Origin of the sequence: Streptomyces xanthii, assembly GCF_014621695.1 — a bacterium.
GTDB lineage: Bacteria > Actinomycetota > Actinomycetes > Streptomycetales > Streptomycetaceae > Streptomyces > Streptomyces xanthii.
Window position 1 is genome coordinate 1,570,211 of record NZ_CP061281.1, and the last position, 26,676, is coordinate 1,596,886.

Genomic DNA, 26,676 nt, shown 5'->3' on the forward strand with positions numbered 1-26,676 from the left:
GCGTCAACCCGCTGTCGTGGCCGATGCCGTGAGCGTTCAGGGACGCGGGCAGGGTCGCGGCGGGCGGCGAACGAGTTCGAAGGGCCATCCCCATGACTAACCCACAAGTGGCTGACGTTCCCTGTCACCCGGTGGATGAGAAACTCCCCGCACGAAAGCTCATTCCGTCGGCGCTCCAGCACATCGCCGCGATGTACTCCGGGGTGGTCGCCGCGCCTCTCGTGATCGGCCCGACGGTCGGTCTCAGTGCGGGCAACCAGGTGCTGCTCATCTCGGTGAGCCTGTTCATCGCCGGTCTGTGCACGCTCACCCAGACGCTCGGCGTCGGCAAGGTCCTCGGCAACCGGCTGCCGTTCGTGAACGCCGCCGCGTCCGGCGGCATCGCGCCGCTCCTCGCGATCGGCCAGAACACGGCCAAGGGGCACGAACTCCAGACGATGCTCGGCTCGCTGCTCGTGGCCGGTGCCGTGTGTCTGGTCATCGGCCCGTTCTTCGGCAAGCTGATGCGCTTCTTCCCGCACCTGGTGACCGGCGTCGTCATCACCCTCATCGGCGTCTCGCTGATGCCGGTGCCGGTGCGCTGGGCGCAGGGCGGGGCGGGCGCCGAGAACTTCGGCTCCACGTCCAACCTGGCGCTCGCCGCGTTCACCCTCGTCATCATCGTGGCCATGCAGCGCCTGTTCACCGGGTTCCTGCGGCAGATCTCGCTGATCCTCGGCATGGTGATCGGCACGCTCGCCGCGGTGCCGTTCGGGATGCTGAACACGAAGACGTTCGAGTCCGCGCCGCTGGTCTCGATCCCGACGCCGTTCCACTTCGGCATGCCGGAGTTCCAGATCGCCGGGATCATCTCGATGACGATCATGATGCTGGTCCTGATGACGGAGAGCGCCGCCGGCATGCTCGCCGTCGGCGAGATCTGCGACCGTCCCGTCGACGGCCGCACGATCAGCAGCGGCCTGCGCATCGACGGCCTCGGCACGATGATCGGCTCGCTCTTCGGCGGCTTCGCCATCAGCGCGTTCGCCCAGAACATCGGCGTCGTCTCGCTCACGAAGGTGCGCAGCCGGTTCGTCGTCGCCACGGCCGGCGCCGTCCTGCTCGTCCTCGGTGTCTTCCCGGTGCTCGGCGCGGTCGTCTCGCTCGTCCCGATGCCGGTGCTCGGCGGCGCGGGCCTGGTGCTGTTCGGCACCATCGCGATCAGCGGCGTGCGGACCCTGTCCCGCGCCCACCTCGACGAGGGCGCCAACATCGTGATCGCCGCGGTCTCCCTCGGCGTCGGCCTCATCCCGCTCGCGGCCCCCGAGGTCGTCGCGAACGGCAAGGTCGTGCAGCCGGGCATCTACCACGCGTTCCCGGACTGGGCGCAGACGATTCTCGGTACGGGCATCTGCGCCGGCGCGATCACGGCGGTGCTCCTCAACATCGCCTTCAACCACCTCGGCAAGAAGAAGCCGCAGGAACAGCCGGAGCCCGAGGCGCGGCCCGCAAAGCCCACCGCGCCCGCCGAGCCCACCGAGGCCGTACCCGCCGGCGACCCGGTGGCCGGCAAGAGCTGAGCGGCCAAGGGGGGAGGGACGGACGCGGCACGGAACGCCGCGCCCGCCCCTGAGCGTCCTCGGCATCTGAACACCGCGCGCCCCTGACCACGGCGCGCCGAAGGCCCCGGTCGCTCCGTTCGGAGCGGCCGGGGCCTTCACCCTTTGCCTCCGCCGGCCGGCGGAGCGTCAGCTCCAGAGGGCGTCGGCGAGGGACGCGCCCAGGAACGCGGCGCCGAGCCCCGCCGCGATGCTTCCGAGCACGTTCACCGCCGCGTAGAAGCGTGCCCCCGTCTCCGCGAGCCGCAGGGTCTCGTAGGAGAAGGTGGAGTACGTGCTGAGCGCGCCGCACAGTCCGGTGCCGAGGAGGAGCTGGACCTGGGAGGACGCGGCGCCCGCCGCGACGGCGCCGGTGACGAGGCCGAGGACGAGGGAGCCCGTGACGTTCACGGCGAAGGTGCCCCAGGGGAACACGGAGTCGTGCCGGGTCTGGACGGTGCGGTCGGTGAGGTAGCGCAGCGGGGCGCCGACCATGGCCCCGGCGATGACGAGGAGCCAGTTCACGCCGTGTCCTCCCCCGCGCGGCCCACGTAGCGGTGGACCTCGCAGTCGTCGAGGATGACCAGGCCCTCGGTGACCAGTTCGTCGATCTGCGGCAGGAACGCGCGGACGCGCTCCTCCGTGTCGACGATGAAGATCGCGACGGGGAGGTCCTCGCTGAGCGAGAGCAGCCGGTGGGTGTGGATGAGGGACCCGGCGCCGAAGCCCTCGATGCCGCGGAACACGGAGGCTCCGGCGAGGCCCGCCTTGTGCGCGCGGTGCACGATCTCGGCGTAGAGCGGCTTGTGGTGCCAGGTGTCGTTCTCGCCGACGAAGATGGTCGCGCGCAGCGCGGGCCCGCTCAGCGGGCGGGCGGCGCGGGCGGGCTCCGGTGCGGTCATCGTGAGGTCCTCCGTTCGACGACGCGGCGGGTCAGGTGGGCGGCCGCCCAGACCGCGGCGAGCGCGGTGACGGCGGTGAGGCCCAGGTAGCCGAGCGCGGTGCGGGCCGCCCCGGCGTCGGTGAGCCGGCGGATGTCGACGGCGTACGTGGAGAAGGTGGTGAAGCCGCCGAGGACACCGGTGCCGAAGAAGGGGCGGACGAGCCGGTGGGCGGCCCACACGTCGGTGATGACGACCATGAAGACGCCGATGACGGCGCAGCCGATCGCGTTGACGGCGAGCGTGGTCCACGGGAAGGCGCCGGGGGCGGTCGGCCAGATCAGGGCGGCGCCGTACCGGGCGCAGGCGCCGATCGCGCCGCCCGCGGCCACGACGGCGAGCACGGGGCCCTGGCCGCGCAGGATCGCGGGCCGCGGGGCGGCGGCGGGCGCTGGTGCGGCGTCGGGGTCGACCGGTTCCTCGGTCATGGACGTGCGGGCCTCTTCCACGGGTGTGTCTCCTACTCGCCGGAACGCCCGCGCCCGGTGCGGGCAGGGCGTGCGTGATCGCAAGTAGGGACCGTTGGCGGCGTGCTGCCGCGGTTGGGTACGGCGGGCCCCACCGCCGTACGGTGCGCCCGGGGCCGCGTGGGCCGGAGCGATCACCGCCCGAAAATCCTACCCCGCCCCTCGCGGGGACCGCCTGCCGGAGCGCGGCCCCCGCGAGGCCGGCTCAGAGATCGGCCCCGAGTCCGCCCCCGCCGACCACGACGTAACTGCACTGCGTGTACGTGTAGCCGGGCTGGATGCGGCCGCCCGCGGCCCGGCCGCGCGCGGTCGCGCTCGCGCCGCCCGGCTTGTGCAGGAAGTGGTAGGTGCCGGCGGGCAGCCGCAGCGTCTTCTTCGGGTACGTCCGGCCGCTCGCCTTGCAGGCCTTGCCGCGTCCGGCGGCCTCGCTGGAGTACGTCGAGCAGGAGCCGCAGGCGCCGACGGTGATCCGGCCGGTGACGGGCCCCGTGTAGAGGATCTCGACGGGGTCGGGGCCGTCGTTGCTGATGACGAGTTCCATCCGGGCCCCGCCGGGCGTGCCCGTGGGCGGCAGGCGGTCGCCGGCGGAGGGGCGCAGTTCGGCGATCTCGGCGGCGGTGGCGACCTGCCGGGCCCGCGCCCGGCGCTTGTCGCTCTCGTAGGTGCCGGCGAAGTCGGTCAGTGTCTTGCGCGCCTCGCTGAACTCCTTGTCCTTGAACTGGTCGATGCCGCACGCGTACGTGCCGTCGCGCACGGCCCCGGCGACGCGGCCGCGCAGATGGCCGGGCACGGGTGCGGGCAGCGCGTTCGCGGTGTCCCCGATGCGGCGCAGTTCGTCGGTGGCGCGGCAGGGTTCGGCGCCCTCGATCGCGCCGGAGCGTTTGTCGACGGCGGCGCGCAGGGCCGGCTCGACGCGGCCGGCCTGCGCCGAGTCGGGGAACGTGCGCAGGAGTCGGCCGAGTTCGCCGCCCTCTCCGTCGCTGCCGGCGGTGCCGAGCTTGCCGGTGCCGCAGTCGAGGAGCGCGGTGGCGAGGGGCTGGTCGGGCCAGGTCGCGAGGTCGCCGAGGACGTCGCGGTCGATGGTGTCCGGCACGTCCCGCAGGTGTTCGAGCGGGGCGACGGCCGCGCAGCGGTCGTTCTTGCGGTAGGGCGCGGAGACGGCCTTGTAGTAGGCGTCGAGGCTGGCGTGGACGCGGTGGGCGGCCCGGGATCCGGGGTGGTCCTCGGTCAGGTCGCGGTAGCGGCCGAGGGCGGTCAGGTAGGTGCTTCTGGCGCGGGCGAAGTCCTGGCCGGAGGCGTCCTGGACGAGGGCGTCGGCGGCGGCCAGCCGGTCGAGCAGCATGTCCTCGACGGCGTCGTCGCGCAGTCCGTCGTACGCGTAGGCGCCGCCGGCCGGGACGGCGAGCAGCACCAGGCCGAGCACGGCGGCCAGGATCGGCCGGACGGCGGGGGCCGTGGGTCCGGGGCGCAGTGCGCGGCGCGCCCCGTCGAGGGCGGCGAGCAGGAGGAGCGCGCCGTAGCCGGTGAGGGCCCAGGCGGGGACTCCGTCGGGGTCGGCGGGCAGGGCCACGACGGCGAGCGCGACGGTCGCGGCGAGGCAGACGAGGGCGGGCAGCCATCTGCGCAGCAGGACATAGCCGAGGCCCAGTCCGCAGAGGTTGAGCAGGGCCACGGCCAGGGCGCGGAGCGGCTCGGCGGGGCCCGGCGGCGCGGGCGGCGGGGAGGGCGGGGGCGGCGGGCCCCAGGACGGCGGCGGTCCCGGCGGCACGGGTGGCGTCGGCGGAGGGGTGCCGGGCGGGTTCGGTGGCAGGGCGTCGGGCGGCACCGGCGGAGGAGGTCCGAAACCCGCACCCCCCACCGGCCCTCCGGCCGAACCCTCTGCTCCGTCGGACGCGTCCCCCGGCCACCTCATAGCGGTCCCCCAACCGTCAGGTGTCACACCCAGGTTGTCACGATCCGGGGTGTTTCGACGCCTGTCAATCGCCCGGAGGGCACCACTTTCCGGCCGCCGACGGCCCGCTTTCCGGCCACGGGAAGAACAGCAGCTCAGGCCACTATGCACCCCGGCTATACATCCGGCGTATACACACTATGTATAGTGCGCGCATGTCTGCCGCACCCGTGAAGATGACGAAGATACGAAGGGGGTTGCGCGCGGCCGCGTTCGCGCTGACCGCCTCCACCCTGACCCTCGCCCTGAGTGGCTGCACGCAGTACGACACGACGAAACCCAGCGCCGCCCGCAGGGCGGAGGCCGTCGACGTCGGTGACGCGCGGGCGGTCGATCTCGGCGACCGCGCACGGGACTTCGGCACCGTCGACTGCCGGCGCGCCAAGTGCGTGGCGCTCACCTTCGACGCGGGGCCGAGCGAGAACAGCCCCCGGCTGCTCGACATCCTGAAGGAGCGCAAGGTCCCCGCGACGTTCTTCCTGCTCGGCAAGAACCACATCGCGAAACACCCGGAGCTCGTGCGGCGCATGGCGCGCGAGGGCCACGAACTGGCCAGCCACACCTGGGACCACAAGATCCTGACGGATCTCGGGGACGACGAGATCAGGGACGAGCTCCGGCGCACCGACGACGCCGTCGAGCACCTGACCGGGCGGCGGCCCACGCTGATGCGGCCGCCGCAGGGCCGCACGAACGACCGCGTGAGCGCCCTCGCGAAGGAGGAGGGCCTGGCGCAGGTCCTGTGGGACGTGACCTGCAAGGACTACGCGACCACCGACTCGGCGCTGATCCGCGAGCGGGCCGTGTCCCAGACCCGGCGGGACAGCGTCATCCTGCTGCACGACCTCTACAAGGGCACCGTTCCGGCCGTCCCCGGCATCATCGACGCGCTCAAGGAGAAGGGCTACGTCTTCGTGACGGTGCCCCAGCTCCTCGCGCCGGGGAAGGCCGAACCGGGCAGGATCTACAAGCCCTGACCTCTGAACGGGCCTGCCGCGGCGGCTACTTCAGGCGCACCGGCAGGCTTCCGTACCCGTAGCCGATGAAGGACTCGACGTGCGTGGCGCCGTCCTCCAGGGCGAGGCCGGGGAAGCGGTCGAAGAGGGCCGGCAGGGCGATCGCCGCCTCCAGGCGGGCCAGCGGGGCGCCCAGGCAGAAGTGGACGCCGTGGCCGAAGGCCAGGTGCTCCTTGTCGGCGCGGGCGATGTCGAAGCGGTCCGCGTCCGGGCCGTGCCGGCGCGGATCGCGGCCGGCCGCCGCGTACGAGGCGAGGATGGCCTCGCCGGCCGCGATCCGGGTGCCGTCGGGCAGGTCGATGTCCTCGACGGCGTAGCGCAGCGGGAGGTTGGCGATCGAGGGGGCCCAGCGCAGGGTCTCCTCGATGACCTCGCTCCACGGGATCTCGCCGGAGCGGACCCGGGCGAGCTGGTCGGGGTGGGTGAGCAGGGCGTGCGCCGCGTTCCCGACGAGGTTCACGGTCGTCTCGTGGCCCGCGCCGATGACGAGGAGCAGGGTGTCGATCAGCTCCTGCTCGGTGAGGCCCGAGCCCGCGTCGTCGCGGGTGGCGATGAGGGCGCTGGTCAGGTCGTCGCCGGGCTGCGCGCGCTTGGCCTCGACGAGGGCGCCGAGGAGCTGGTGAACCTCCTGGAGGATCGCCTGCGCCTGTTCGGGCGTCACGGTGGTGTCCATGATCCCGGCGACGAGCCGGGCGGCGTCGGCCCGCTGCGCCTCGGGCACGCCGAACAGTTCGCAGATGACCTGCATCGGCAGCGGGTGCGCGTACGCGGAGCGCAGGTCGGCGCGGCCGTCGGGAGCCGCCGCCATGGCGTCGAGCAGTTCGCCGGCGATCTGCTCGATCCGCGGGCGCAGGACGTCGGTGCGGCGCTTGGTGAAGGCGGGCGCGATCAGGGTGCGCAGCCTGCGGTGGTCGGCGCCGTAGGCGTTGAACATGTTGGAGACGCCGACCCAGTTGACGATCCAGGACTGCCGGTGCTCGCCCGCGATCCACTCGGGCCAGTGCTGGTCGGGATCCTTGGACACGCGCGCGTCGGCGAGCAGCCCCTTCAGGACGTCGTACGAGGTGGGGGCCCAGGCCCGTATGCCGCCGGGCAGTTCGAGCAGGGCGGCGCAGGGGTGGGCGGCGCGCAGCCGGTCGTTCTCGGCGTGCAGGTCGCGGCCCGCGGGGTCGAGGACGGTGGGGGTGACGGGTGCGGTCATGAGGTCTTCTGCTCCTGTGGGGGCGCGGCGGGGCGGGCGTCGACTGCGGGACGCCCGGGTTGCTTCATGATCGTTTACTTAACTGATCGTAGGCGCCCGTGAGTTGATGCCCAGCCGGACGACACGCCCACCCGATCCCGGACGTGGCGCAGCTCACCCGCGCGCGGCCCGTCTACCATCGCGCCATGGCCGCCGATATCCGGATCGTCCGCGAAACGCCGCTTTCCCCCGCCGAGGCCTGGCGCCGGATCACCGACTGGGAGCGGCACGGCACGGTGGTGCCGCTGACCCGGGTCACCGTCCTCACCCCGCCCCCGACCGCCGCCGGCACCGTCTTCGTGGCCCGCACCGGCCTCGGCCGCCGCCTCGCCTTCGACGATCCGATGGAACTCGTCGCCTGGCAGCCCCCGCGCCGCTGCCGCATGGAGAAGCGGGGCCGGGTGGTCCGCGGCTGGGCCGAGTTCGAGGTACGGGCCCTGGCGGGCGGCGGGGCGCGGGTGGAATGGCGCGAGGAGCTGCGCGTGCGCGGGGTCCCGTTCCTCGCGGACCCTCTCCTCGCGGCGGCGGGCCGCGCGCTGTTCGGGCGCGCACTCAACGCCCTTCTGTCCGACGGCCCTTGACCGGGCGCCCCGCGCGGTACAGGTCGAACACCATCGCCCGGCGCCGCGCCGTCGTGGCTGGTCGCGCGGGTCGCCGGCCCCTTGCGGGGCGGCCGAGTCGTGGGTCAGGCCACCGAGTCGATGCGGCGCGGGGTTCCCGGTTCGTGGTGGATCGGGGTGTGGGCGCCCGTGAGGGAGGCGCCGGTGCCGCCGCGGCGGTTCGCGACGATCTCCGAGGCGATGGAGACCGCCACCTCCTCCGGCGTGCGGGCGCCGAGGTCGAGGCCGATCGGGGAGCGCAGGCGGGCGAGGTCCAGTTCGGTGACGCCGACCTCGCGCAGGCGCTCGTTGCGGTCGAGGTGGGTACGGCGCGAACCCATCGCGCCGACGTAGGCGACGGGCAGGCGCAGCGCGAGTTCGAGCAGCGGCACGTCGAACTTGGCGTCGTGGGTGAGGACGCAGAGCACGGTGCGGCCGTCGACCTCGGTGCGCTCGAGGTACTTGTGCGGCCATTCGACGACGAGCTCGTCGGCCTCGGGGAAGCGCGCGGCGGTCGCGAAGACGGGCCGGGCGTCGCAGACGGTGACGTGGTAGCCGAGGAACTTGCCCATCCGCACGAGCGCGGAGGCGAAGTCGATGGCGCCGAAGACGATCATGCGCGGGGGCGGGACCGAGGACTCCACGAGGAGGGTGAGCGGGGCGCCGCAGCGGGAGCCCTGTTCGCCGATCTCCAGGGTGCCGGTGCGGCCGGCGTCGAGGTAGGCGCCGGCTTCGGCGGCGACGGTGCGGTCGAGTTCGGGATGGGCGCCGAAACCGCCGTCGTACGTGCCGTCGGGGCGGACCAGGAGGGCGCGGCCGAGCAGGTCGGCCGGGCCCGCGACGATCCGGGCGAGGGCCGCCGCCTCCGCCGTGGCGGCGGCCCTCAGCGCGGTCTCGATCACGCCCCGCACGGCCGGGTCCCCGGCGCGTACCGGCGTGACGAGGATGTCGATGACGCCGCCGCAGGTCAGCCCCACGGCGAAGGCGTCGTCGTCGCTGTACCCGAAGCGCTCCAGGCGGGTGACCCCGTCCTCGAGCGCCTCCTGGCACAGCTCGTAGACCGCCCCTTCCACACAGCCGCCGGAGACCGAGCCGATCGCGGTGCCCTCGCGGTCGACGGCGAGAGCCGCGCCGGGCTGCCGGGGCGCGCTGCCGCCGACGGCCACCACGGTGGCCACGGCGAAGTCGCGTCCCTGCTCGGCCCATCGGCTGAGTTCTGCCGCGATGTCCAGCATGTCTCGGTCTCCTTCGGCGATGACGTGGAAGGGGCGGCGGGCGTCAGTGGACGCCGAGCCAGCCCTCGATCGGGTTGAGGGCGAAGTACACGAGGAAGATCGCGGTCAGGCCCCACATGAAGGCCCCGATCTCCCGCGCCTTGCCCTGGGCGATCTTGATGGCGACCCAGGAGATGACGCCCGCGGCGACACCGGTGGTGATGGTGTACGTGAAGGGCATCAGGACCACGGTGAGGAACACCGGGATCGCGGTGGCGCGGTCGGCCCAGTCGACGTGCCGGGCGTTCATCATCATCATGGCGCCGATGACGACGAGCGCGGCGGACGCGACCTCCTGCGGGACGATCGCGGTGACCGGCGTGAAGAACAGGCAGGCCGCGAAGAACAGGCCGGTGACGGCGGAGGCGAGACCCGTGCGGGCCCCCTCGCCGACGCCGGTGGCGGACTCGACGAAGACGGTCTGGCCGGAGCCGCCCGCCACACCGCCGATGGCGCCGCCCGCGCCGTCGATGAACAGCGCCTTGGACAGGCCCGGCATCCGGCCCTTGTCGTCGGCGAGCTTGGCCTCGGTGCCGACGCCGATGATGGTGGCCATCGCGTCGAAGAAGCCGGCGAGCACCAGGGTGAAGACGATCATGCCGACCGTCATGGCGCCGACCTCGCCCCAGCCGCCGAACTCGACCTTGCCGAAGAGCGAGAAGTCCGGGGTGGAGACGGCGCTGCCGTGCAGTTCGGGCGCTCCGTTGGCCCACTGCTTGGGGCTGATGACACCGGTCGCGTTGAGGATCATCGCGACGACGGTGCCGGAGATGATGCCGATCAGGATCGCGCCGGGGGTGTTGCGCGCCTGCAGCATGAAGATCAGGAGGAGCGTGCCCGCGAAGAGCAGGACGGGCCAGCCGGCGAGTTCGCCCGCGGGGCCGAGCGTGAGCGGGGTGGCCTTGCCGACGTGCACGAAGCCGGACTTGTAGAGGCCGATCAGGGCGATGAAGAGGCCGATGCCCATGGTGATGCCGTGCTTGAGCGCCAGCGGGATCGCGTTCATGATCATCTCGCGCAGGCCGGTGACGACCAGGAGCATGATCACGACGCCGTACATCACGCACATGCCCATGGCCTGCGGCCAGGTCATCTCGGGGGCGACCTGCGAGGAGATCACACCGGAGACGGACAGGCCCGCGGCGAGCGCGAGCGGCACCTTGCCGACGAAGCCCATGAGGAGCGTGGTGAACGCGGCGGCGAAGGCGGTCGCGGTGATCAGGGCCTTCTGGCCCAGGGTGTCACCGGCGGCGTCCTTGCCGGACAGGATCAGCGGGTTGAGCAGCAGGATGTACGCCATGGCCATGAAGGTCGTGACGCCACCGCGCACTTCGCGTGCGACGGAGGATCCTCGTTCGGATATGTGGAAGTACCGGTCGAGCCAAGACCTGCCGGCGGGCTGGCGCGTGCCCGCGCCCGCGTCGTCGGCGGTGGTCTTCGGCTCCACAGACTGCTGGGTCATGGTGCCTCGTTTCCCAAGGTTCAAAGGGGCACCCGCGAAATACTCGTATTCAGGCGGGTTTTGGGATGGCTGCACGACCCGGGGGACGGCCCGAGGCGCATGGGGTTCTGGAGGACTGAGTGCTTCCGGGTCCTTCAGGTGTTCACCGGTCCGGCCCCCGCGGGGGCCGGACCGGCCGACGGATCAGGCGGAGACCGTGCCCGTCAGGTGCTCGGGGCGGACGGGGGTCCGGTCGAGCGCGAGACCCGTCGCGTTCCGGATCGCCGCGAGGACGGCCGGGGTGGACGACAGGGTGGGTGCCTCGCCGATGCCGCGCAGCCCGTACGGGGCGTGCTCGTCGGCGAGTTCGAGCACGTCGACCGGGATGGTCGGCGTGTCGAGGATGGTGGGGATCAGGTAGTCCGTGAAGGACGGGTTCCTGACCTTGGCGGTCTTCGGGTCGACGATGATCTCTTCCATCACCGCGACGCCGAGGCCCTGGGTGGTGCCGCCCTGGATCTGGCCGACCACGGAGAGCGGGTTGAGCGCCTTGCCGACGTCCTGGGCGCAGGCCAGTTCGATGACCTTGACCAGGCCGAGCTCGGTGTCGACCTCGACGACGGCGCGGTGCGCGGCGAACGAGTACTGGACGTGCCCGTTGCCCTGCCCGGTGCGCAGGTCGAAGGCCTCGGTGGGCCGGTGGCGCCACTCCTCCTCCAGCTCCACGACCTCGTCCTCCAGGACGTCGACCAGGTCCGCGAGGACCTCGCCGCCGTCGGTGACGACCTTGCCGCCCTCCAGGAGGAGTTCGGCGGTGGCCCAGGCCGGGTGGTAGGTGCCGAGCTTGCGGCGGCCGATCTCCAGGACCTTCTCGCGCACCAGCTCGCAGGCGTTCTTGACGGCGCCGCCGGTCACGTACGTCTGCCGGGAGGCGGACGTGGAGCCGGCCGAGCCGACCTGGGTGTCGGCGGGGTGGATGGTCACCTGCGTGACGCCCAGTTCGGTGCGGGCGATCTGCGCGTGGACGGTGACGCCGCCCTGGCCGACCTCGGCCATCGCGGTGTGCACGGTGGCGACGGGCTGGCCGTTGATGACCTCCATGCGCACCTTGGCGGTGGAGTAGTCGTCGAAGCCCTCGGAGAAGCCGACGTTCTTGATGCCGACGGCGTAGCCGATGCCGCGGACGACGCCCTCGCCGTGCGTGGTGTTGGACAGGCCGCCGGGCAGCTGGCGCACGTCGGCGCCCTCGCTGGACTCCCACTGGCGCTCGGGCGGCAGCGGCATCGCCTTGATGCGGCGCAGCAGTTCGGCGACCGGGGCGGGCGAGTCGACGGGCTGGCCCGTCGGCATGATCGTGCCCTGCTCCATGGCGTTCAGCTGGCGGAACTCGACCCGGTCCATGCCCAGCTTGTCGGCCAGTTTGTCCATCTGGGCCTCGTACGCGAAGCAGGCCTGGACGGCGCCGAAGCCGCGCATGGCGCCGCAGGGCGGATTGTTCGAGTAGAGGGCGATGGCCTCGATGTCGACGTCGTCGATCACGTACGGGCCGACCGACAGGGACGAGGCGTTGCCGACGACCGCCGGGGAGGCGGAGGCGTAGGCGCCTCCGTCCAGGACGATCTTGCACTTCATGTGCGTGAGCTTGCCGTCCTTGGTCGCCCCGTGCTCGTAGTAGAGCTTGGCGGGGTGGCGGTGAACGTGCCCGAAGAAGGACTCGAAGCGGTTGTAGACGATCTTCACGGGCTTGCCGGTGCGCAGGGCGAGCAGGCACGCGTGGATCTGCATCGAGATGTCCTCGCGGCCGCCGAAGGCACCGCCGACGCCGGAGAGCGTCATGCGGACCTTCTCCTCGGGCAGGCCGAGGACCGGGGCGATCTGGTGGAGGTCCGAGTGCAGCCACTGGGTGGCGACGTACAGGTCGACGCCGCCGTCCTCGGCCGGCACGGCGAGGCCGGACTCGGGGCCGAGGAAGGCCTGGTCCTGCATGCCGAAGGTGTACTCGCCCTTGACGATGACGTCGGCGCGCTTGGCGGCCTCGTCGGCGTCGCCGCGCACGATGGGCTGGCGGTGCACGATGTTCGGGTGCGGTACGTGCCCGGCGTGGTGGTCGTCGCGGCCCTCGTGGACGAGGATCGCGTCCGGCGCGGTCGCGGAGGCCTCGTCGGTGATGACGGGCAGCTCGCGGTACTCGACCTTGATCTTGGCGGCGGCGCGGCGCGCCGTCTCCGGGTGGTCGGCCGCGACGATCGCGACGGGCTCGCCGTGGTGGCGGACCTTGCCGTGAGCGAGGACGGGCGTGTCCTGGATCTCCAGGCCGTAGTTCTTCACGTCCGTCGGCAGGTCGTCGTACGTGAGGACGGCGTAGACGCCGGAGGTGGCGAGGGCCTCGCCGGTGTCGATCGAGACGATCTCGGCGTGCGCGACCGGGGAGCGCAGGACCTGGCCCCACAGCATGTCCTCGTGCCACATGTCGGACGAGTACGCGAACTCGCCGGTGACCTTGAGGGTGCCGTCCGGGCGGAGCGTGGACTCGCCGATGCCGCCCTTGGTCTGCGATCCCTGCGTGACCTTCGCGGGGATACCGGTGGTACGGGTGTCAGCCATGTCCTCAGACCTCCTCGGACTGGCGCGCGGCGGCGAGCCGGACCGCGTCCATGATCTTCTCGTAGCCCGTGCAGCGGCACAGGTTGCCGGAGAGGGCCTCGCGGATGTCCGCGTCCGACGGGTTGGGGTTGCGCTCGAGCATCTCGTCGGCGGCGACGAGCAGACCCGGGGTGCAGAAGCCGCACTGGACGGCGCCCGCGTCGATGAACGCCTGCTGGATCGGGGCCAGTTCGGCGCCCTCACCGGTCTGCGAGTCGGTGCCCTTCGCGGACCAGCCCTGGGCCTCCTGGAGCGAGGTGCCGCAGGCGCCGCCCTCGGCGTGGGAGCCGCAGGAACGCTGGGCGGCGAAGTCGGCGAGACCCTCGACGGTGACGACGTCGCGGCCCTCGACCTGACCGGCCGCCACGAGGCAGGAACAGACGGGGACGCCGTCGAGGCGGACGGTGCAGGAACCGCACTCGCCCTGCTCACAGGCGTTCTTGGAGCCAGGCAGGCCCATGCGCTCGCGCAGGACGTAGAGCAGGGACTCGCCCTCCCACACGTCGTCGGCTTCCTGCTGACGGCCGTTCACCGTGAAATTGACGCGCATTACGCGACTCCCTCCGTGCCGGCGGCGGTGCCGCGGTAGGCCTCCCAGGCCCAGGTGAGCGTGCGGCGGGCCATGATGCCGACCGCGTGGCGGCGGTACGAGGCGGTACCGCGCACGTCGTCGATCGGGTTGCAGGCGGCGGAGCACAGGTCCGCGAACTGCTTGGCGACCGACGGGGTGATGATCTTGCCGTTGTCCCAGAAGCCGCCCTCGTCGAGCGCCGCGTTCAGGAACTGCTCGGCCTCCTTGGCGCGGATCGGGGTCGGGGCCGCCGAGCCGATGCCGGTGCGCACGGTGCGCGTCTCGGGGTGGACCGCGAGACCGAAGGCGCACACGGCGATGACCATCGCGTTGCGCGTGCCGACCTTCGAGTACTGCTGCGGTCCGTCGGCCTTCGGGAGGTGGACGGCGCGGATCAGCTCGTCGGCGGCGAGCGCGTTGCGCTTCACGCCGGTGTAGAACTCGTCGATCGGGATCCTGCGGCTGCCGCGCACGGACTCGACCTCGACCTCGCCGCCGGAGGCGAGCAGGGCCGGGTGGGCGTCACCGGCCGGGGAGGCGGTGCCGAGGTTGCCGCCGACGCCGCCGCGGTTGCGGATCTGCGGGGAGGCGACCGTGTGCGAGGCGAGCGCCAGGCCCGGCAGCTCGGTCCGCAGGTTCTCCATGATCTTGGTGTACGGGACGGAGGCGCCGAGCCGGACCGTCCCCTCGCCCACCTCCCACTCGCCGAGCTCACCGATGCGGTTGAGGTCGAGGAGGTACTCGGGTCGGCGGTGGTCGAAGTTGATCTCGACCATCACATCGGTGCCACCCGCAATCGGCACGGCTGTGGGGTGCTCGGCCTTGGCGGCGAGCGCCTCCTCCCAGCTGGCGGGGCGAAGGAAGTCCATGAGTGGCTCTCTTCTGGGTCTCGTTCGTGGATCGTGCGGTGCGTGGATCGTGTGCGCTGCGTTCGAGCCACGGGATGTGCGGATCGCAGGGGCTCGTTCATGTGCTGTTCACGTGGAGTGGGCCCAGTACACCGCCGTGTGCTCCGCCAGGGTCAGTCACGGAAACCATGAAGGAGTTGGCTGACCACGACGGGTGTCTTGTAGATTCGTATGAACGGAGCACATCGGTAACCCCTCCGACTTCCTCCGGACACCGTGGGCACAGGCGTCCGGACCTGGGAAGGCATCACTTCGAGACAGATCGGCGGCGACGACGACATGCGGCTGCGCGCATTGCTGGACACGGACGCGCTGGGCCTCAGGCTCCTCGGCGGCGAGGACGAGCTGGACCGCTCGGTCCGCGGCGTGATGACCACGGATCTGCGCGATCCGAGCCGCTATCTGTCCGGCGGCGAGCTGGTGCTCACGGGCCTGGCCTGGCGGCGCGGGCCCGACGATTCCGAGCCTTTCGTGCGCATTCTCCAGTCTGCCGGAGTCGTCGCCCTGGCGGCGGGCGAGGCCGAGCTGGGAGATGTGCCCGAGGACCTGGTGCAGGCCTGCGCCCGGCACCGGCTGCCGCTGTTCGCGGTGAACGAGTCGGTGGCCTTCGCGACGATCACCGAGCACGTCGTGCGGCAGGTGTCCGGCGAGCGGGCCGGCGACCTCGCGGCCGTCGTGGACCGGCACCGGCGCCTGATGACCTCGGGCCCCGCCGGCGGCGGCCCGGACGTGGTCCTGGACCTGCTCGGCAGCGACCTGGACCTGAACGCCTGGGTGCTCTCCCCCGCCGGACGGGCCATCGCGGGCGCCGGCGCGGCCGCGCCCGAGCTGCCCGCGTCCGTGTGCGCGCGGCTGGCCGCCGAGCACCTGTCGGCGACCCGGGCGGGCCGGCGCGCTCCGCACCGGGTGGCGATCGACGGCACGACGTACTCGCTGTTCCCGATCAGGAGCGGCGGCCGGGGCGCGGCGGCCACCGCCGGCGGGCGCGACGTGCGCGCGACGGTGCTCTCGGACTGGCTGCTCGCCGTCGAGGCCGACGCGGGCGACTGGCCCGAGGAGCGGCTCGACCTGCTCCAGGGCGTCACCCAGCTGATCTCCGTCGAGCGGGACCGGCGGGACGCGGCGCGCACGGTGCGGCGCCGGCTCGCCCAGGAGGTCCTGGAGCTGGTCCAGACGGGCGCGGCGCCCGCCGAGATCGCGGCCCGCCTGCGGGTGGCCGCTCCGGTGCTCCTGCCGGGGCTCGGCACCGCCCCGCACTGGCAGGTCGTCGTGGCCCGCGTCGAGTGGCAGGACAGCGATCTCGAGGGCGGCCAGGTGGCCCAGTCGCTGCTCGAGGAGATCCTCGTCGACCCGCTGTCGGCGGGCCCGGAGCCCTCCGACCGGATCGCGGTCGCGCACAGCGGCGATGAGGCGATCGCCCTGGTCCCGCTGCCCGCCGTGGCCACCGACCACGACGGCGCCGAGCAGGGCCTCATCGCGGACGCGCTGCTGACGGCCGTACGGGCTCCGCTGTCGGCGGGGCTCGCGGACGACGGACGGCTCACCATCGGCGTCAGCGCCGCCGTGCACTCCGCGGAGGGGCTGCGCGGCGCCCTGGAGGAGGCCCGGCACGCCCGGCGCGTCGCGGCCGCCCGTACGGGGCTGGTCTGCGCGGCCGGGCACCAGGAGCTGGCCTCGCACGTGCTGCTGCTGCCGTTCGTGCCGGACGACGTGCGGCGCGCGTTCACGGCCCGGCTGCTCGACCCGCTGCGCGAGTACGACCGCAAGCACCGCGCCGAGCTGATCCCGACGCTGGAAGCGTTCCTCGACTGCGACGGCTCCTGGACGCGCTGCGCCTCCCGCCTCCACCTGCACGTGAACACGCTGCGCTACCGCGTGGGCCGGATCGAGCAACTGACGAACCGTGATCTTTCCCGCCTGGAGGACAAGCTGGACTTCTTCCTGGCCCTGCGCATGAGCTGACACGGCGTCACGGCCATATCGGTTACGGGACCCGTCCGGAACCCCACCCCTTTGTGAAATCTTTCACCCACCCCCTTGGCCGGGCACCGTGATCCGTGCTGAGATTCCGCCACGGCAACTCGGCTCGATGGCGTGCTCGGGGAGGGCAACGTGGCGCATACCGCCATGTCTGGTACCGGAACGAACCCAGCGGACGATCCACTCCAGACCGCGGTATGGCGGCTGCGCTCGCGCGGCTGCTGGGTCGACGCGGCGGCCCTCCTGGAGCCGCACGCGGCCGACGACCCCGGCGCCGCGCTGCAGCGGGCCGCGCTGTTCGTGGAGCGGTGCCTGTACACGGAGCAGGGCTGGGCGGACGCGGAGGACGCGCTGCGGGCCGCGGAGGCGGTGGCCCAGACGGACGAGCAGCGGGGCGCGGCTGCCTGCGAGCGCGGCCAACTCGCCTACGCCGCCACGCTGTTGAAGGTGCGGGACCGGGTCGACGAGGCGCGGTCCGCGTTCGGGCGGGCGGCCGCACTGATCGCGCCCGGGGCGGCGCGGCGGGCGGTGCTCGACTTCCGGCGGGGGCTGATGGCGGAGAACCTCGCGGATTCGCCGCAGGCGGCGCGGGCCGCGTACCGGCGGGCCCATGCCGGGGCGACGGCGCACGGCGACGCCCTCCTCCTGTCCTTCACGTGGCGGCACCTGGCCGGCCTGTCCCTCCGCGAGGGCGAGCTGAAGGAGGCCCGCCACGGATTCGCCGAGTCCCTGCGCCTGCGCGAGGAACTCGGCTACCTCGTGGGCACGGCGCCCGCCCTGGTCTCCCTGGCCGAGGCCGAGCCCGAACCGGAGACGAAGGCCCGCCTCCGCGAGGAGGCGACCCGCCTCTTCCGCCTCCTGGGCGGCGTACCGACGTGGCTGGCCAGCGCGTTGCCTGCGGCGGCCTGACCGTTCCGCGCGCAGCGCCGTCACCCCCTGCTCGTCGGGCGACCACCGGCCGGTGGGGGCTGGTCGCGCAGTTCCCCGCGCCCCTGAAATGCAGACGCTTCGCGTCGCATTTCCCCGACGAGGCGCACGGAGCGTGCCTTCAGGGGCGCGGGGCTGTACCCGATCAGCGACTCCGTCGCGGGGCGCGAGGCGGTGGACCCTGGGGCGCACGGAGTGTGCCTTCCAGCGGCGCGGGGCTGTACCCGATCAGCGACTCCGTCGCGGGGCGCGAGCCGGTGGCCCCTAGGGCGCACGGAGTGTGCCTTCCAGCGGCGCGGGGCTGTACCCGATCAGCGACTCCGTCGCGGGGCGCGAGGCGGTGGACCCTGGGGCGCACGGAGTGTGCCTTCAGGGGCGCGGGGAACTGCGCGAGAAGCCCCGCCGGCCGGTGGTCGGGGGCGAAACGGTACGCGGCAGACGGGTGCCGTCAGATCGTGGTGGGGTGGGGGCCGTAATGGGCCGCCAGGGTCAGGGAGACGGCCGCCAGGTCGTGGGACTCCAGCGCGTCCAGCAGCGCCACGTGCTGCGCCGCGTCACCGACCAGATCCACCCCGGCCCACACCACCCGGCGCCGAAGATCGTCCGCGACGCGTACGAGCTGCTCGTTCCCCGAAAGGCCCAGTACCGCCCGGTGAAAGGCCCGGTCCGCGTCGGCGTACCGGGCGATGTCACCGGCGCGGGCGGCGGCCAAGGTCTCCAGCGCGGCCGGACGCAGGCCGCTCCATCGCGCGGGCGCGACCGTCCGGGCCAGCCGCGACACCACCGGCACCTCGACGAGCGCCCGCACCTCGGCCAGCTCGGAGAGCTCCCGCGCCGTCCGCGCCGTGACCCGGAACCCCCGGTTCGGCACGACTTCGACGGCCCCCTCACGGGCCAGCTGCTGCATCGCCTCCCGCACGGGCGTGGCCGAGACCCCGAACCGCTCCCCCAGCGCCGGCGCCGAGTACACCTCGCCGGGCGCCAGCTCGCCGGAGAGCAGCGCGGCCCGCAGCCCGTCGAGGACCTGCCCCCGCACGGAGGACCGCTCCACGGTCCCGCGCAGGGCGACCCTGGGCGCGGGCGGCTCGCTGTGCGTGTGCTCGCCCCGGCTCTGCTCCGGCACGGTCGGCACGGTCGGCACGGACTGAGCGACAGGCCCGGCCGCACGGCCGGCCGGCGAACCCGGCGAACCCGGAGACGCGTGCGCCGCACGCCCCCCGACCTGCTCGACCCCGGTCATCCGCTCGCCGCCGTTCCTTGCCGTTCCTCGCCAATTTGTCCGAACCCAACCCAGAACCATAGGCCGCCCGGCCCGCAGTTCAAACCCCGAAACCTTCGGGTAAGGTAAGGCTTACCTGCAAACGATCGTGATTCGGTGGTCCCTGCATGACCCTCGTCACCCCGGCGCCCGCCGCGGCGCACAGCGCGGTCTCGACCGCGTACGCCCGTCTCACCGAGGTGTTCCCGAGCCTGCGCGTCATCGAGCTCGACGCCGCCGCCCCGCTGCCCGCGGAGCCCGGCTGGGTCCGCACGGAGCAGCTCGCCGAGGGCGGCGCGGCGCTCGACGCCTTCCTCGCCTGGGACGACGCGCAGGTCGTCAAGGACTACGGGCAGCGGGCCCGCCCGGACGTCGTCGCGAGCTTCGGCCTGCACCGCTACGCCTGGCCCGCCTGCCTGCTGATCACGGTCCCCTGGTTCCTGCACCGACGGGTGCCCCGCTTCCCCGCCGCGCACGTGTCGTTCCAGCGCACGCTCGGCCGGATGGCCGTACGGGTCACCGATTTCGCCTGCCTGCCCGACGACCCGGCGGCGACGCAGCCCGGCGCCCGGGTCGTCCCGGACGAGGAGGCGCTGCGCGCCGAGGTCCGGGACGCGGTCGCGGAGCACCTCCAGCCCGTCCTGACCGGTTTCGGCCCCCGGATGCGGCGCGGCCCGCGCGCCCTGTGGGGCATGGCGACGGACGAGATCGTCGAGGGCCTCTGGTACGTCGGCCATCTGCTCGGCGAGGAGCGCCGCGCGATGACGGAGCTGGCCGAACTGCTGCCGGGCACGACCAAGCCGTACGTCGGCAAGGCCGCGTTCCGTGAGCTGGCCGGACCCGACGGCCGGCCGCTGCCGACCCGCGACCGGGCGAGCTGCTGCCTCTTCTACACGCTGCGCCCCGAGGACACCTGTGTGACCTGCCCGCGGACCTGCGACGCGGACCGCGTCACGAAGCTGACGGCGACCGCCGCGGCCTGAACCGCAACCACCCCTCACCCGAACCACCCGTTCGAGTGAGGGGAATCGAACTCAACTCTCATCCTTGAGGCGGGAGTTCGAGCGTACGGCCATTTTGCGCGCCCCCTTGCACTCCAATGGCGTTCTCTTGTCCCGAATCCCCCCTGCGGGCTCGGACCGCTGGGCCAATATGGCGCCCGAAACGCCCTATCGCGATTGCAAGGGACCCCAGATGAGACTGACCGACATATCGCTGGACTGGCTGCTTCCCGGCGCCGTACTGCTCCTGGGCATGCTGGCGGCGGTGGCGGTGCTCGCGCGCGGCAGGCGCGCCGGGGACGGCAAGAAAGGCGCTTCGGCCGACGAGTCGTGGGAGCGCAGCGAGGAGCGCCGCAGGCGCAAGGAGGCCCTGTACGGCACGGCCTCCTATCTGCTCCTGTTCTGCTGTGCCGCGGTCGCCGCCGCGCTCTCCTTCCACGGCCTGGTCGGCTTCGGCCGGCAGAACCTGAACCTGTCCGGGGGCTGGGAGTACCTCGTCCCCTTCGGGCTCGACGGCGCCGCCATGTTCTGCTCGGTGCTCGCGGTGCGCGAGGCCAGCCACGGCGACGCCGCGCTCGGCTCGCGCATACTCGTGTGGACGTTCGCCGGCGCCGCCGCCTGGTTCAACTGGGTGCACGCGCCGCGCGGCCTCGACCACGCGGGCGCGCCTCACTTCTTCGCGGGGATGTCCCTGTCGGCGGCGGTGCTCTTCGACCGCGCCCTGAAGCAGACGCGCCGCGCGGCGCTGCGCGAACAGGGCCTGGTGCCGCGGCCGTTGCCGCAGATCCGGATCGTCCGGTGGCTGCGCGCGCCCCGGGAGACGTACAGCGCCTGGTCGCTGATGCTCCTGGAGAACGTGCGGACGCTGGACGAGGCCGTGGACGAGGTGCGCGAGGACAAGCGGGAGAAGGCCCAGGAGCGGACGCGGCGGCGCGAGCACGAGAAGCTGGAGCGCGCGCAGCTGCGGGCGCTCAGCCGCGGACACCGCACGTATCTGAGCCGGGCCGACGCCCCGGAGGCCGAGGCGTCGGCGGTGCCGGCCGTGACGGCGGGCGGCGGCGCCCCTCAGGGCGGCGCGGAGCCCGCCATATCGCCGGGGACCCAGCCCTCGCAGGAACAGCTGCCGCTGCGCGCGCGGCCCTCGCTGCAAGCCGTCAAAGGAGGCGCTGACCAGAAGCCGGCGGTGACCGTCGACCTCACGGCGGAGGACGACACGCAGGCCCTGCCGCGGCTCGACACCCTCGAGCAGAAGCTCAAGGACCTGGAGCAGCAGTTCGGCTGACGCCAGGTCCCGCGCCGGTGACGCCGCCCGACCCCGTGGTCAGGCGGCGTCACCGGTCAGTTCGAACCACACGACCTTGCCCGGATCGCCGGGGCCCGGCGCGCTCACGCCCCACGCGTCGGCGAGCGACTCCACGAGGAACAGGCCCCGGCCGTGCGTGCCGTCGTCGGCGGGCCGTGCGCGCGGTTCGGGCCTGCGTCCCGTGTAGTCCCTGACCTCGACCCGCAGCCCGTCGGGCCGCACGGTCGCGGTGATCTCCGCCTCGCGGTCCGTGTGCACCAGCGCGTTCGTGACGAGTTCGCTGGTCAGCAGCTCGGCGATCTCCGACTGTCCGGGATCGCCCCAGTGCCGCAGCAGTTCGCGCACCGCCCGACGGGTCTCGGGCACGGCCTTCAGGTCCGCCCGGCCCAGGGTGCGTCTGAGCTGGCGCGCTTCCTCCTCCTCCGCGGATTTCGCGTCCTGTCTGGCTGTCGTCGTGGTGCTCCCGACACTCACCGGTGAGCCCCCTCGTGCCTGCCGTCCCATTCCCCCGCCCACACGCCGATCCCGGTGCCTTCCTCGCTCTGGACTCGTCCCACCCGGTCTGTTCTCGAACGCGTACACGCAATGCATGCCCATGTGCCCTGTCCGCACTCTTGTTGATTCGTCCACCACTTCGTCCGGGTAGGGAAGCCCGGGGAAGGATCCGGACATCGGGAAGACCGGGAAGAAGGAGCCGCCGTGCACGACGACCGACACCTCGTGGAAGGCCGCCTGGAGCGGGCGATGCGCCAGTTCGTGCGCCCGGCCCAGTACCGCGACAAGGTCCCGCTGTCCCTGAGCGTGTGGCACGCTCCCGGCGAGCCGGTCCCGGTGGCCGAGGCGCTGGCGGGGACGTACGCGCCCTTCGAGCCCGGCACCGCCTGGGGCAGGCCCTGGTCGACGAGCTGGTTCCGGCTGTCCGGTCAGGTGCCCGAGGCGTGGGCGGGGCGGCACGTCGAGGTGGTCGTGGACCCCGGCTTCAGCGGGGACGGCCCCGGGTTCCAGGCCGAAGGGCTGCTGTACGACGCCTCGGGCGTCCCCCTCAAGGGCATCCATCCGCGCAACCGCCATCTGACGGTCGCCGAGCGGGCGGCGGGCGGCGAGCCGGTGCACCTGCTGCTGGAGGCGGCCGCCAATCCGGCGGTCCTGCGCGATTTCGAGCCGACGTTCCTCGGTGACGTGCGCACGGCCGGCGACCGGCCGCTGTACCGGTTCCGCTCCGCCGATCTCGCGGTCCTCGACGAGAACGTGTGGCACCTGGTGCTCGACGTCGAGGTGCTCACGGAGCTGATGCACGAGCTGGACCCGGACCGGGCCCGCCGCCACGAGATCCTGCGCGCCCTGGAGCGGATGCTCGACACGCTCGATCTGCACGACGTGCCGGGCACGGCGGCGGCCGCCCGCGCCGAGCTGGCCGAGGTGCTGGCCCGGCCCGCGCACGCGAGCGCCCACCGGGTCTCGGCTGCGGGGCACGCGCACATCGACTCGGCCTGGCTGTGGCCGCTGCGCGAGACGGTCCGCAAGGCGTCCCGCACCTTCGCCAACGTCACGGCGCTGGCCCGCGACTACCCCGAGCTGGTCTTCGCGTGCTCGCAGGCCCAGCAGTACGCGTGGGTGAAGGAGCACCAGCCGCACATCTGGGAGCGGATCAAGAAGGCGGTGGCGGACGGCAACTGGGCGCCGGTCGGCTCGATGTGGGTGGAGTCGGACGCGAACATGCCGGGCGGCGAGGCGCTGGCCCGGCAGCTGGTCCACGGCAAGCGGTTCTTCCTGGAGGAGCTGGGCGTCGAGACGGAGGAGATCTGGCTGCCGGACTCCTTCGGGTACACGGCCGCGTTCCCCCAGCTGGCGCGGCTCGCGGGCGCGAAGTGGTTCCTCACGCAGAAGCTGAGCTGGAACCAGACGAACAAGATGCCGCACCACACCTTCTGGTGGGAGGGCATCGACGGCACCCGCGTCTTCACCCACTTCCCTCCGGTGGACACCTACAACTCCCAGTTCCACGCGGCCGAACTCGCCCACGCGGAGCGGAACTTCGCGGAGAAGGGCGCGGCCTCGCACTCCCTCGTACCGTTCGGCTGGGGCGACGGCGGCGGCGGTCCGACCCGCGAGATGCTGGAGAAGGCACGCCGGCTGCGCTCCCTGGAGGGCTCCCCGCGCGTCGAGATCGAGAAGCCCGGCGCGTTCTTCGAGGCCGCGTACGCCGAGTACGGGGAGCGGGCCCCGGTGTGGTCCGGCGAGCTGTATCTGGAGATGCACCGCGCGACCTACACGACGCAGGCCAAGACCAAGCAGGGCAACCGGAGGTCCGAACACGCGCTGCGGGAGGCGGAGTTGTGGTGCGCGGCCGCCGCCCTGCGCGATCCCTCGTACGCCTATCCCTACGAGGATCTGGACCGGATCTGGAAGACGGTGCTGCTGCACCAGTTCCACGACATCCTGCCCGGGTCCTCGATCGCGTGGGTGCACCGGGAGGCGCGGGAGACGTACGCGCGGGTGCTGGCGGAGCTGGACGGGATCACGGCGCGGGCGGTGGGGCGGCTCGGCGGGGGCGGGCCCGCCGTGCTGAACGCGTCACCGTATCCGCGCCGTGAAGTCGTGGCGTACGACGGGCAGTTGGTGCGGGTGGACGTGGACGGGCTCGGCGCGCGGCCGCTGGACGCGGACGCCACGACCCCGCACGGGCCGGGCGCGCACGCGGCGGCGACGGTCGACGACGGGGCGATCGTCCTGGCCAACGAGCATCTGACGGTCACCGTGGACCGCGACGGGCTGCTCGCCTCCGTACGCGACCTGGACCGCGGCGGCCGGGAGGTCCTCGCGCCCGGCGCGCGCGGGAACCTGCTCCAGCTGCACCCCGACCATCCGACGCAGTACGACGCCTGGGACCTGGACGCGCACTACCGGCACACCCGCACCGATCTCACCGAGGCCGAGTCGGTGGAGCTGGTGGAGGAGGGGCCGTTGCGGGTCGCGGTGCGGGTGGTGCGGAGCTTCGGGGCGTCGCGGATCACGCAGGAGTACCGGCTCGCGGCGGGCAGCCGGCGGCTCGACGTGCTCACGGACGTGGACTGGCAGGAGTCGGAGAAGGTCCTGAAGGCGGCGTTCCCGCTGGACGTGCACGCGGAGCGGTCGGCCGCCGAGATCCAGTTCGGCCACGTCCACCGGGCGACGCACGCCAACACCGGCTGGGACGCGGCCCGTTACGAGATCTGCGCCCACCGCTGGCTGCGGGTCGCGGAGGACGGCTACGGCGTGGCGCTGCTCAACGACTCGACGTACGGGCACGACGTGACGCGGACCCCGCACGAGCGGGGGCTCGGCACCACGGTCCGGCTGACGCTGCTGCGGGCCCCGCACAGCCCCGATCCGGAGACGGACCTCGGCACGCACCGCTTCACGTACGCGCTGCTGCCGGGGGCGGGCACGGGCGACGCGGTCGCGGAGGGGCTGGCGCTCAATCTGCCGCTGCGGGTCGCGCCGGCGCCCGCGCTCGCGCCGCTGGTGTCGGTCGACGACCCGGCGGTGACGATCGAGTCGGTCAAGCTCGCGGAGGACCGGAGCGGGGATGTGGTCGTACGGCTCTACGAGTCGCGCGGCGGGCGCGCCTCGGCCACGCTGACCGCCTCGTTCCCGGTGGCGGGCGCCGACGAGACGGACCTGCTGGAACGGCCGCTGCGGCCCGCCGCCACCTCGGACCGCGGGCTCACGCTCGACCTGCGGCCGTTCCAGATCCTGACGCTGCGGCTGCGGCCGGCGTGAGGTGGGTCAGGGCCGGGGCACGTTGCGGAGGTTGGAGCGGGCCATCTGCACCATGCGGCCCACTCCCCCGTCGAGCACGATCTTGGAGGCGGACAGGGCGAAGCCGGTGACCATCTCGGCGCTGATCTTCGGCGGGATGGACAGCGCGTTCGGGTCCGTGACGATGTCGACGAGCGCCGGGCCCTTGTGCTTGAAGGCGTCCTTCAGGGCGCCCGCGAGCTGCTTGGGCTTCTCGACGCGGACCCCGTAGGCGCCGGCCGCGCGGGCGACGGCGGCGAAGTCGGGGTTCTTGTTCGTGGTGCCGTACGACGGGAGCCCCGCCACCAGCATCTCCAGCTCGACCATGCCGAGGGAGGAGTTGTTGAACAGGACGACCTTCACGGGCAGGTCGTACTGGACGAGGGTGAGGAAGTCGCCCATCAGCATGGAGAAGCCGCCGTCCCCGGACATGGAGATCACCTGGCGGCCGCGGTCGGTGAACTGGGCGCCGATGGCCATCGGCAGCGCGTTCGCCATCGAGCCGTGCGAGAAGGAGCCGATGACGCGGCGGCGGCCGTTGGGCGAGATGTAGCGGGCGGCCCACACGTTGCACATGCCGGTGTCGACGGTGAACACGGCGTCCTCGGCGGCGAGTTCGTCGAGGACGGAGGCGACGTACTCGGGATGGATCGGGACGTGCTTCTCGACCTTTCGGGTGTAGGCCTTGATGACGCCCTCGAGGTGGTCGGCGTGCTTCTTCAGCATCTTGTCGAGGAAGCGCCGGTTCTCCTTCGGCTTCACGCGCGGGACGAGGCAGCGCAGCGTCTCGCGGACGTCGCCCCACACGGCGAGGTCGAGGGTGGAGCGGCGGCCGAGGTGCTCGGGCCGCACGTCGACCTGGACGATCTTGACGTCCTTCTGCGGCAGGAACGCGTTGTAGGGGAAGTCGGTGCCGAGCAGGATCAGCAGGTCGCACTCGTGGGTGGCCTCGTAGGCGGCGCCGTAGCCGAGCAGGCCGCTCATGCCGACGTCGTACGGGTTGTCGTACTGGATCCACTCCTTGCCGCGCAGCGCGTGGCCGACCGGGGACTTGATCTTCCCGGCGAACTCCATGACCTCGGCGTGCGCGCCCGCGGTGCCGCTGCCGCAGAACAGGGTGACCTTCTCCGCCTCGTCGATCATCTCGACGAGCTTGTCGATCTCGGCGTCGCCGGGCCGGATGGTGGGCCGCGAGGTGACGATCGCGGTCTCGACGGACCGCTCCGGCGCCGGCTGGTCCGCGACGTCGCCCGGCAGGGTGACGACGCTGACGCCCGACTGGCCGACCGCGTGCTGGATGGCGGTCTGGAGCACGCGCGGCATCTGCTTCGGGCTGGAGATCATCTCGCTGTAGTGCGAGCACTCCTGGAAGAGCCGGTCGGGGTGGGTCTCCTGGAAGTAGCCGAGGCCGATCTCACTGGAGGGGATGTGCGAGGCGAGCGCCAGGACGGGGGCCATCGAGCGGTGCGCGTCGTACAGGCCGTTGATGAGGTGCAGGTTGCCGGGCCCGCAGGAGCCGGCGCAGGCGGTCATCCTGCCGGTGATCTGCGCCTCCGCGCCGGCCGCGAACGCGGCGGTCTCCTCGTGCCGCACGTGGATCCAGTCGATGGCGCTGTTGCGGCGGATGGCGTCGACGACCGGGTTCAGGCTGTCGCCGACGACTCCGTACATGCGCTCGACGCCCGCGCGGACGAGGATGTCGACGAACTGCTCGGCGACGTTCTGCTTGGCCATGACTCACGCGCCCCTTCGGAACCCAGATCGCTGTATGCCCGCTTCTGTCCAGGTTCCATGGAGGC

At 72.7% G+C, this 26,676-nt stretch carries 21 protein-coding genes; 8 read left to right on the plus strand and 13 right to left on the minus strand.

The features are described 5' to 3' along the window. Positions 1–92: 92 nt before the first annotated feature. Entirely contained in the window at positions 93–1,559 is a 1,467-nt protein-coding gene (locus IAG42_RS07240; protein WP_188336202.1) for a nucleobase:cation symporter-2 family protein, read from the plus strand. Between the two features lie 168 nt (positions 1,560–1,727). On the opposite strand, the gene crcB is transcribed toward IAG42_RS07240, so the two are convergent. The 4 genes from crcB to IAG42_RS07260 all read right to left on the minus strand — a co-directional run bounded on the left by crcB (position 1,728) and on the right by IAG42_RS07260 (position 4,810). Then, positions 1,728–2,102, minus strand: coding sequence for a fluoride efflux transporter CrcB (gene crcB, locus IAG42_RS07245; protein WP_188336203.1), 375 nt, complete (start codon positions 2,100–2,102; stop codon positions 1,728–1,730). Then, entirely contained in the window at positions 2,099–2,479 is a 381-nt protein-coding gene (locus IAG42_RS07250; RefSeq protein ID WP_188336204.1) for a DUF190 domain-containing protein, read from the minus strand. The genes crcB and IAG42_RS07250 overlap by 4 nt, the downstream gene beginning before the upstream one ends. Then, the gene (locus IAG42_RS07255; protein WP_188341231.1) at positions 2,476–2,946 is read right to left on the minus strand and encodes a fluoride efflux transporter FluC; all 471 of its coding nucleotides are present in this window, start codon (positions 2,944–2,946) and stop codon (positions 2,476–2,478) included. Before IAG42_RS07255 ends, IAG42_RS07250 begins: the two co-directional genes overlap by 4 nt. Before the next feature lie 244 nt (positions 2,947–3,190). Beyond that, a complete protein-coding gene (locus tag IAG42_RS07260; protein WP_223206472.1) occupies positions 3,191–4,810 on the minus strand; it encodes a hypothetical protein in 1,620 nt (539 codons plus the stop codon). Positions 4,811–5,112: 302 nt separating this feature from the next. On the opposite strand from IAG42_RS07260, the gene IAG42_RS07265 reads away from it, so the two are divergent. Then, positions 5,113–5,913: a polysaccharide deacetylase family protein gene (locus tag IAG42_RS07265; RefSeq protein WP_188341233.1), complete on the plus strand. Its 801-nt coding sequence runs from the start codon at positions 5,113–5,115 to the stop codon at positions 5,911–5,913. Positions 5,914–5,938: 25 nt separating this feature from the next. Here IAG42_RS07265 and IAG42_RS07270 read toward each other — a convergent pair whose 3' ends face one another. After that, positions 5,939–7,153 (minus strand): cytochrome P450 family protein, encoded by a 1,215-nt coding sequence (locus IAG42_RS07270; RefSeq protein WP_188336205.1) that lies wholly within the window; start codon positions 7,151–7,153, stop codon positions 5,939–5,941. Positions 7,154–7,338: 185 nt separating this feature from the next. Here IAG42_RS07270 and IAG42_RS07275 point away from each other — a divergent pair, with 185 nt between their 5' ends. Continuing rightward, on the plus strand, positions 7,339–7,773 hold the full coding sequence (locus tag IAG42_RS07275; RefSeq protein ID WP_188336206.1) for an SRPBCC family protein: 435 nt from the start codon (positions 7,339–7,341) through the stop codon (positions 7,771–7,773). Positions 7,774–7,877: 104 nt separating this feature from the next. Here the strand turns inward: IAG42_RS07275 and IAG42_RS07280 are convergent, their stop codons facing one another. The 5 genes from IAG42_RS07280 to IAG42_RS07300 all read right to left on the minus strand — a co-directional run bounded on the left by IAG42_RS07280 (position 7,878) and on the right by IAG42_RS07300 (position 14,589). Further along, the gene (locus IAG42_RS07280) at positions 7,878–9,026 is read right to left on the minus strand and encodes an XdhC family protein (RefSeq protein ID WP_188336207.1); all 1,149 of its coding nucleotides are present in this window, start codon (positions 9,024–9,026) and stop codon (positions 7,878–7,880) included. A 43-nt stretch (positions 9,027–9,069) separates the two neighbouring features. After that, positions 9,070–10,527 (minus strand): NCS2 family permease, encoded by a 1,458-nt coding sequence (locus IAG42_RS07285; RefSeq protein ID WP_188336208.1) that lies wholly within the window; start codon positions 10,525–10,527, stop codon positions 9,070–9,072. Positions 10,528–10,710: 183 nt separating this feature from the next. Further along, entirely contained in the window at positions 10,711–13,110 is a 2,400-nt protein-coding gene (locus IAG42_RS07290; RefSeq protein WP_188336209.1) for a xanthine dehydrogenase family protein molybdopterin-binding subunit, read from the minus strand. Between the two features lie 4 nt (positions 13,111–13,114). After that, positions 13,115–13,699, minus strand: coding sequence for a (2Fe-2S)-binding protein (locus IAG42_RS07295; protein WP_188336210.1), 585 nt, complete (start codon positions 13,697–13,699; stop codon positions 13,115–13,117). Then, the gene (locus IAG42_RS07300) at positions 13,699–14,589 is read right to left on the minus strand and encodes an FAD binding domain-containing protein (protein WP_188336211.1); all 891 of its coding nucleotides are present in this window, start codon (positions 14,587–14,589) and stop codon (positions 13,699–13,701) included. The genes IAG42_RS07295 and IAG42_RS07300 overlap by 1 nt, the downstream gene beginning before the upstream one ends. A gap of 318 nt (positions 14,590–14,907) precedes the next feature. On the opposite strand from IAG42_RS07300, the gene IAG42_RS07305 reads away from it, so the two are divergent. Further along, entirely contained in the window at positions 14,908–16,590 is a 1,683-nt protein-coding gene (locus IAG42_RS07305) for a PucR family transcriptional regulator (protein WP_188341234.1), read from the plus strand. A 150-nt stretch (positions 16,591–16,740) separates the two neighbouring features. Then, positions 16,741–17,517, plus strand: a complete 777-nt coding sequence (locus tag IAG42_RS07310) for a hypothetical protein (RefSeq protein WP_188336212.1) — start codon at positions 16,741–16,743, stop codon at positions 17,515–17,517. Positions 17,518–17,983: 466 nt separating this feature from the next. On the opposite strand, the gene IAG42_RS07315 is transcribed toward IAG42_RS07310, so the two are convergent. Further along, on the minus strand, positions 17,984–18,775 hold the full coding sequence (locus IAG42_RS07315) for a GntR family transcriptional regulator (protein WP_188336213.1): 792 nt from the start codon (positions 18,773–18,775) through the stop codon (positions 17,984–17,986). A gap of 146 nt (positions 18,776–18,921) precedes the next feature. On the opposite strand from IAG42_RS07315, the gene IAG42_RS07320 reads away from it, so the two are divergent. Then, positions 18,922–19,776, plus strand: coding sequence for a (2Fe-2S)-binding protein (locus tag IAG42_RS07320; protein ID WP_188336214.1), 855 nt, complete (start codon positions 18,922–18,924; stop codon positions 19,774–19,776). 211 nt (positions 19,777–19,987) lie between these two features. Continuing rightward, the gene (locus IAG42_RS07325) at positions 19,988–21,076 is read left to right on the plus strand and encodes a DUF2637 domain-containing protein (protein ID WP_188336215.1); all 1,089 of its coding nucleotides are present in this window, start codon (positions 19,988–19,990) and stop codon (positions 21,074–21,076) included. 39 nt (positions 21,077–21,115) lie between these two features. Here IAG42_RS07325 and IAG42_RS07330 read toward each other — a convergent pair whose 3' ends face one another. Next, complete coding sequence (locus tag IAG42_RS07330) at positions 21,116–21,571, minus strand: ATP-binding protein (protein ID WP_223205891.1); 456 nt, start codon at positions 21,569–21,571, stop codon at positions 21,116–21,118. Positions 21,572–21,796: 225 nt separating this feature from the next. On the opposite strand from IAG42_RS07330, the gene IAG42_RS07335 reads away from it, so the two are divergent. Further along, positions 21,797–24,859, plus strand: coding sequence for an alpha-mannosidase (locus tag IAG42_RS07335; RefSeq protein ID WP_188336217.1), 3,063 nt, complete (start codon positions 21,797–21,799; stop codon positions 24,857–24,859). Positions 24,860–24,865: 6 nt separating this feature from the next. On the opposite strand, the gene IAG42_RS07340 is transcribed toward IAG42_RS07335, so the two are convergent. Next, on the minus strand, positions 24,866–26,611 hold the full coding sequence (locus IAG42_RS07340) for a pyruvate dehydrogenase (protein WP_188336218.1): 1,746 nt from the start codon (positions 26,609–26,611) through the stop codon (positions 24,866–24,868). Positions 26,612–26,676 lie beyond the last annotated feature (65 nt).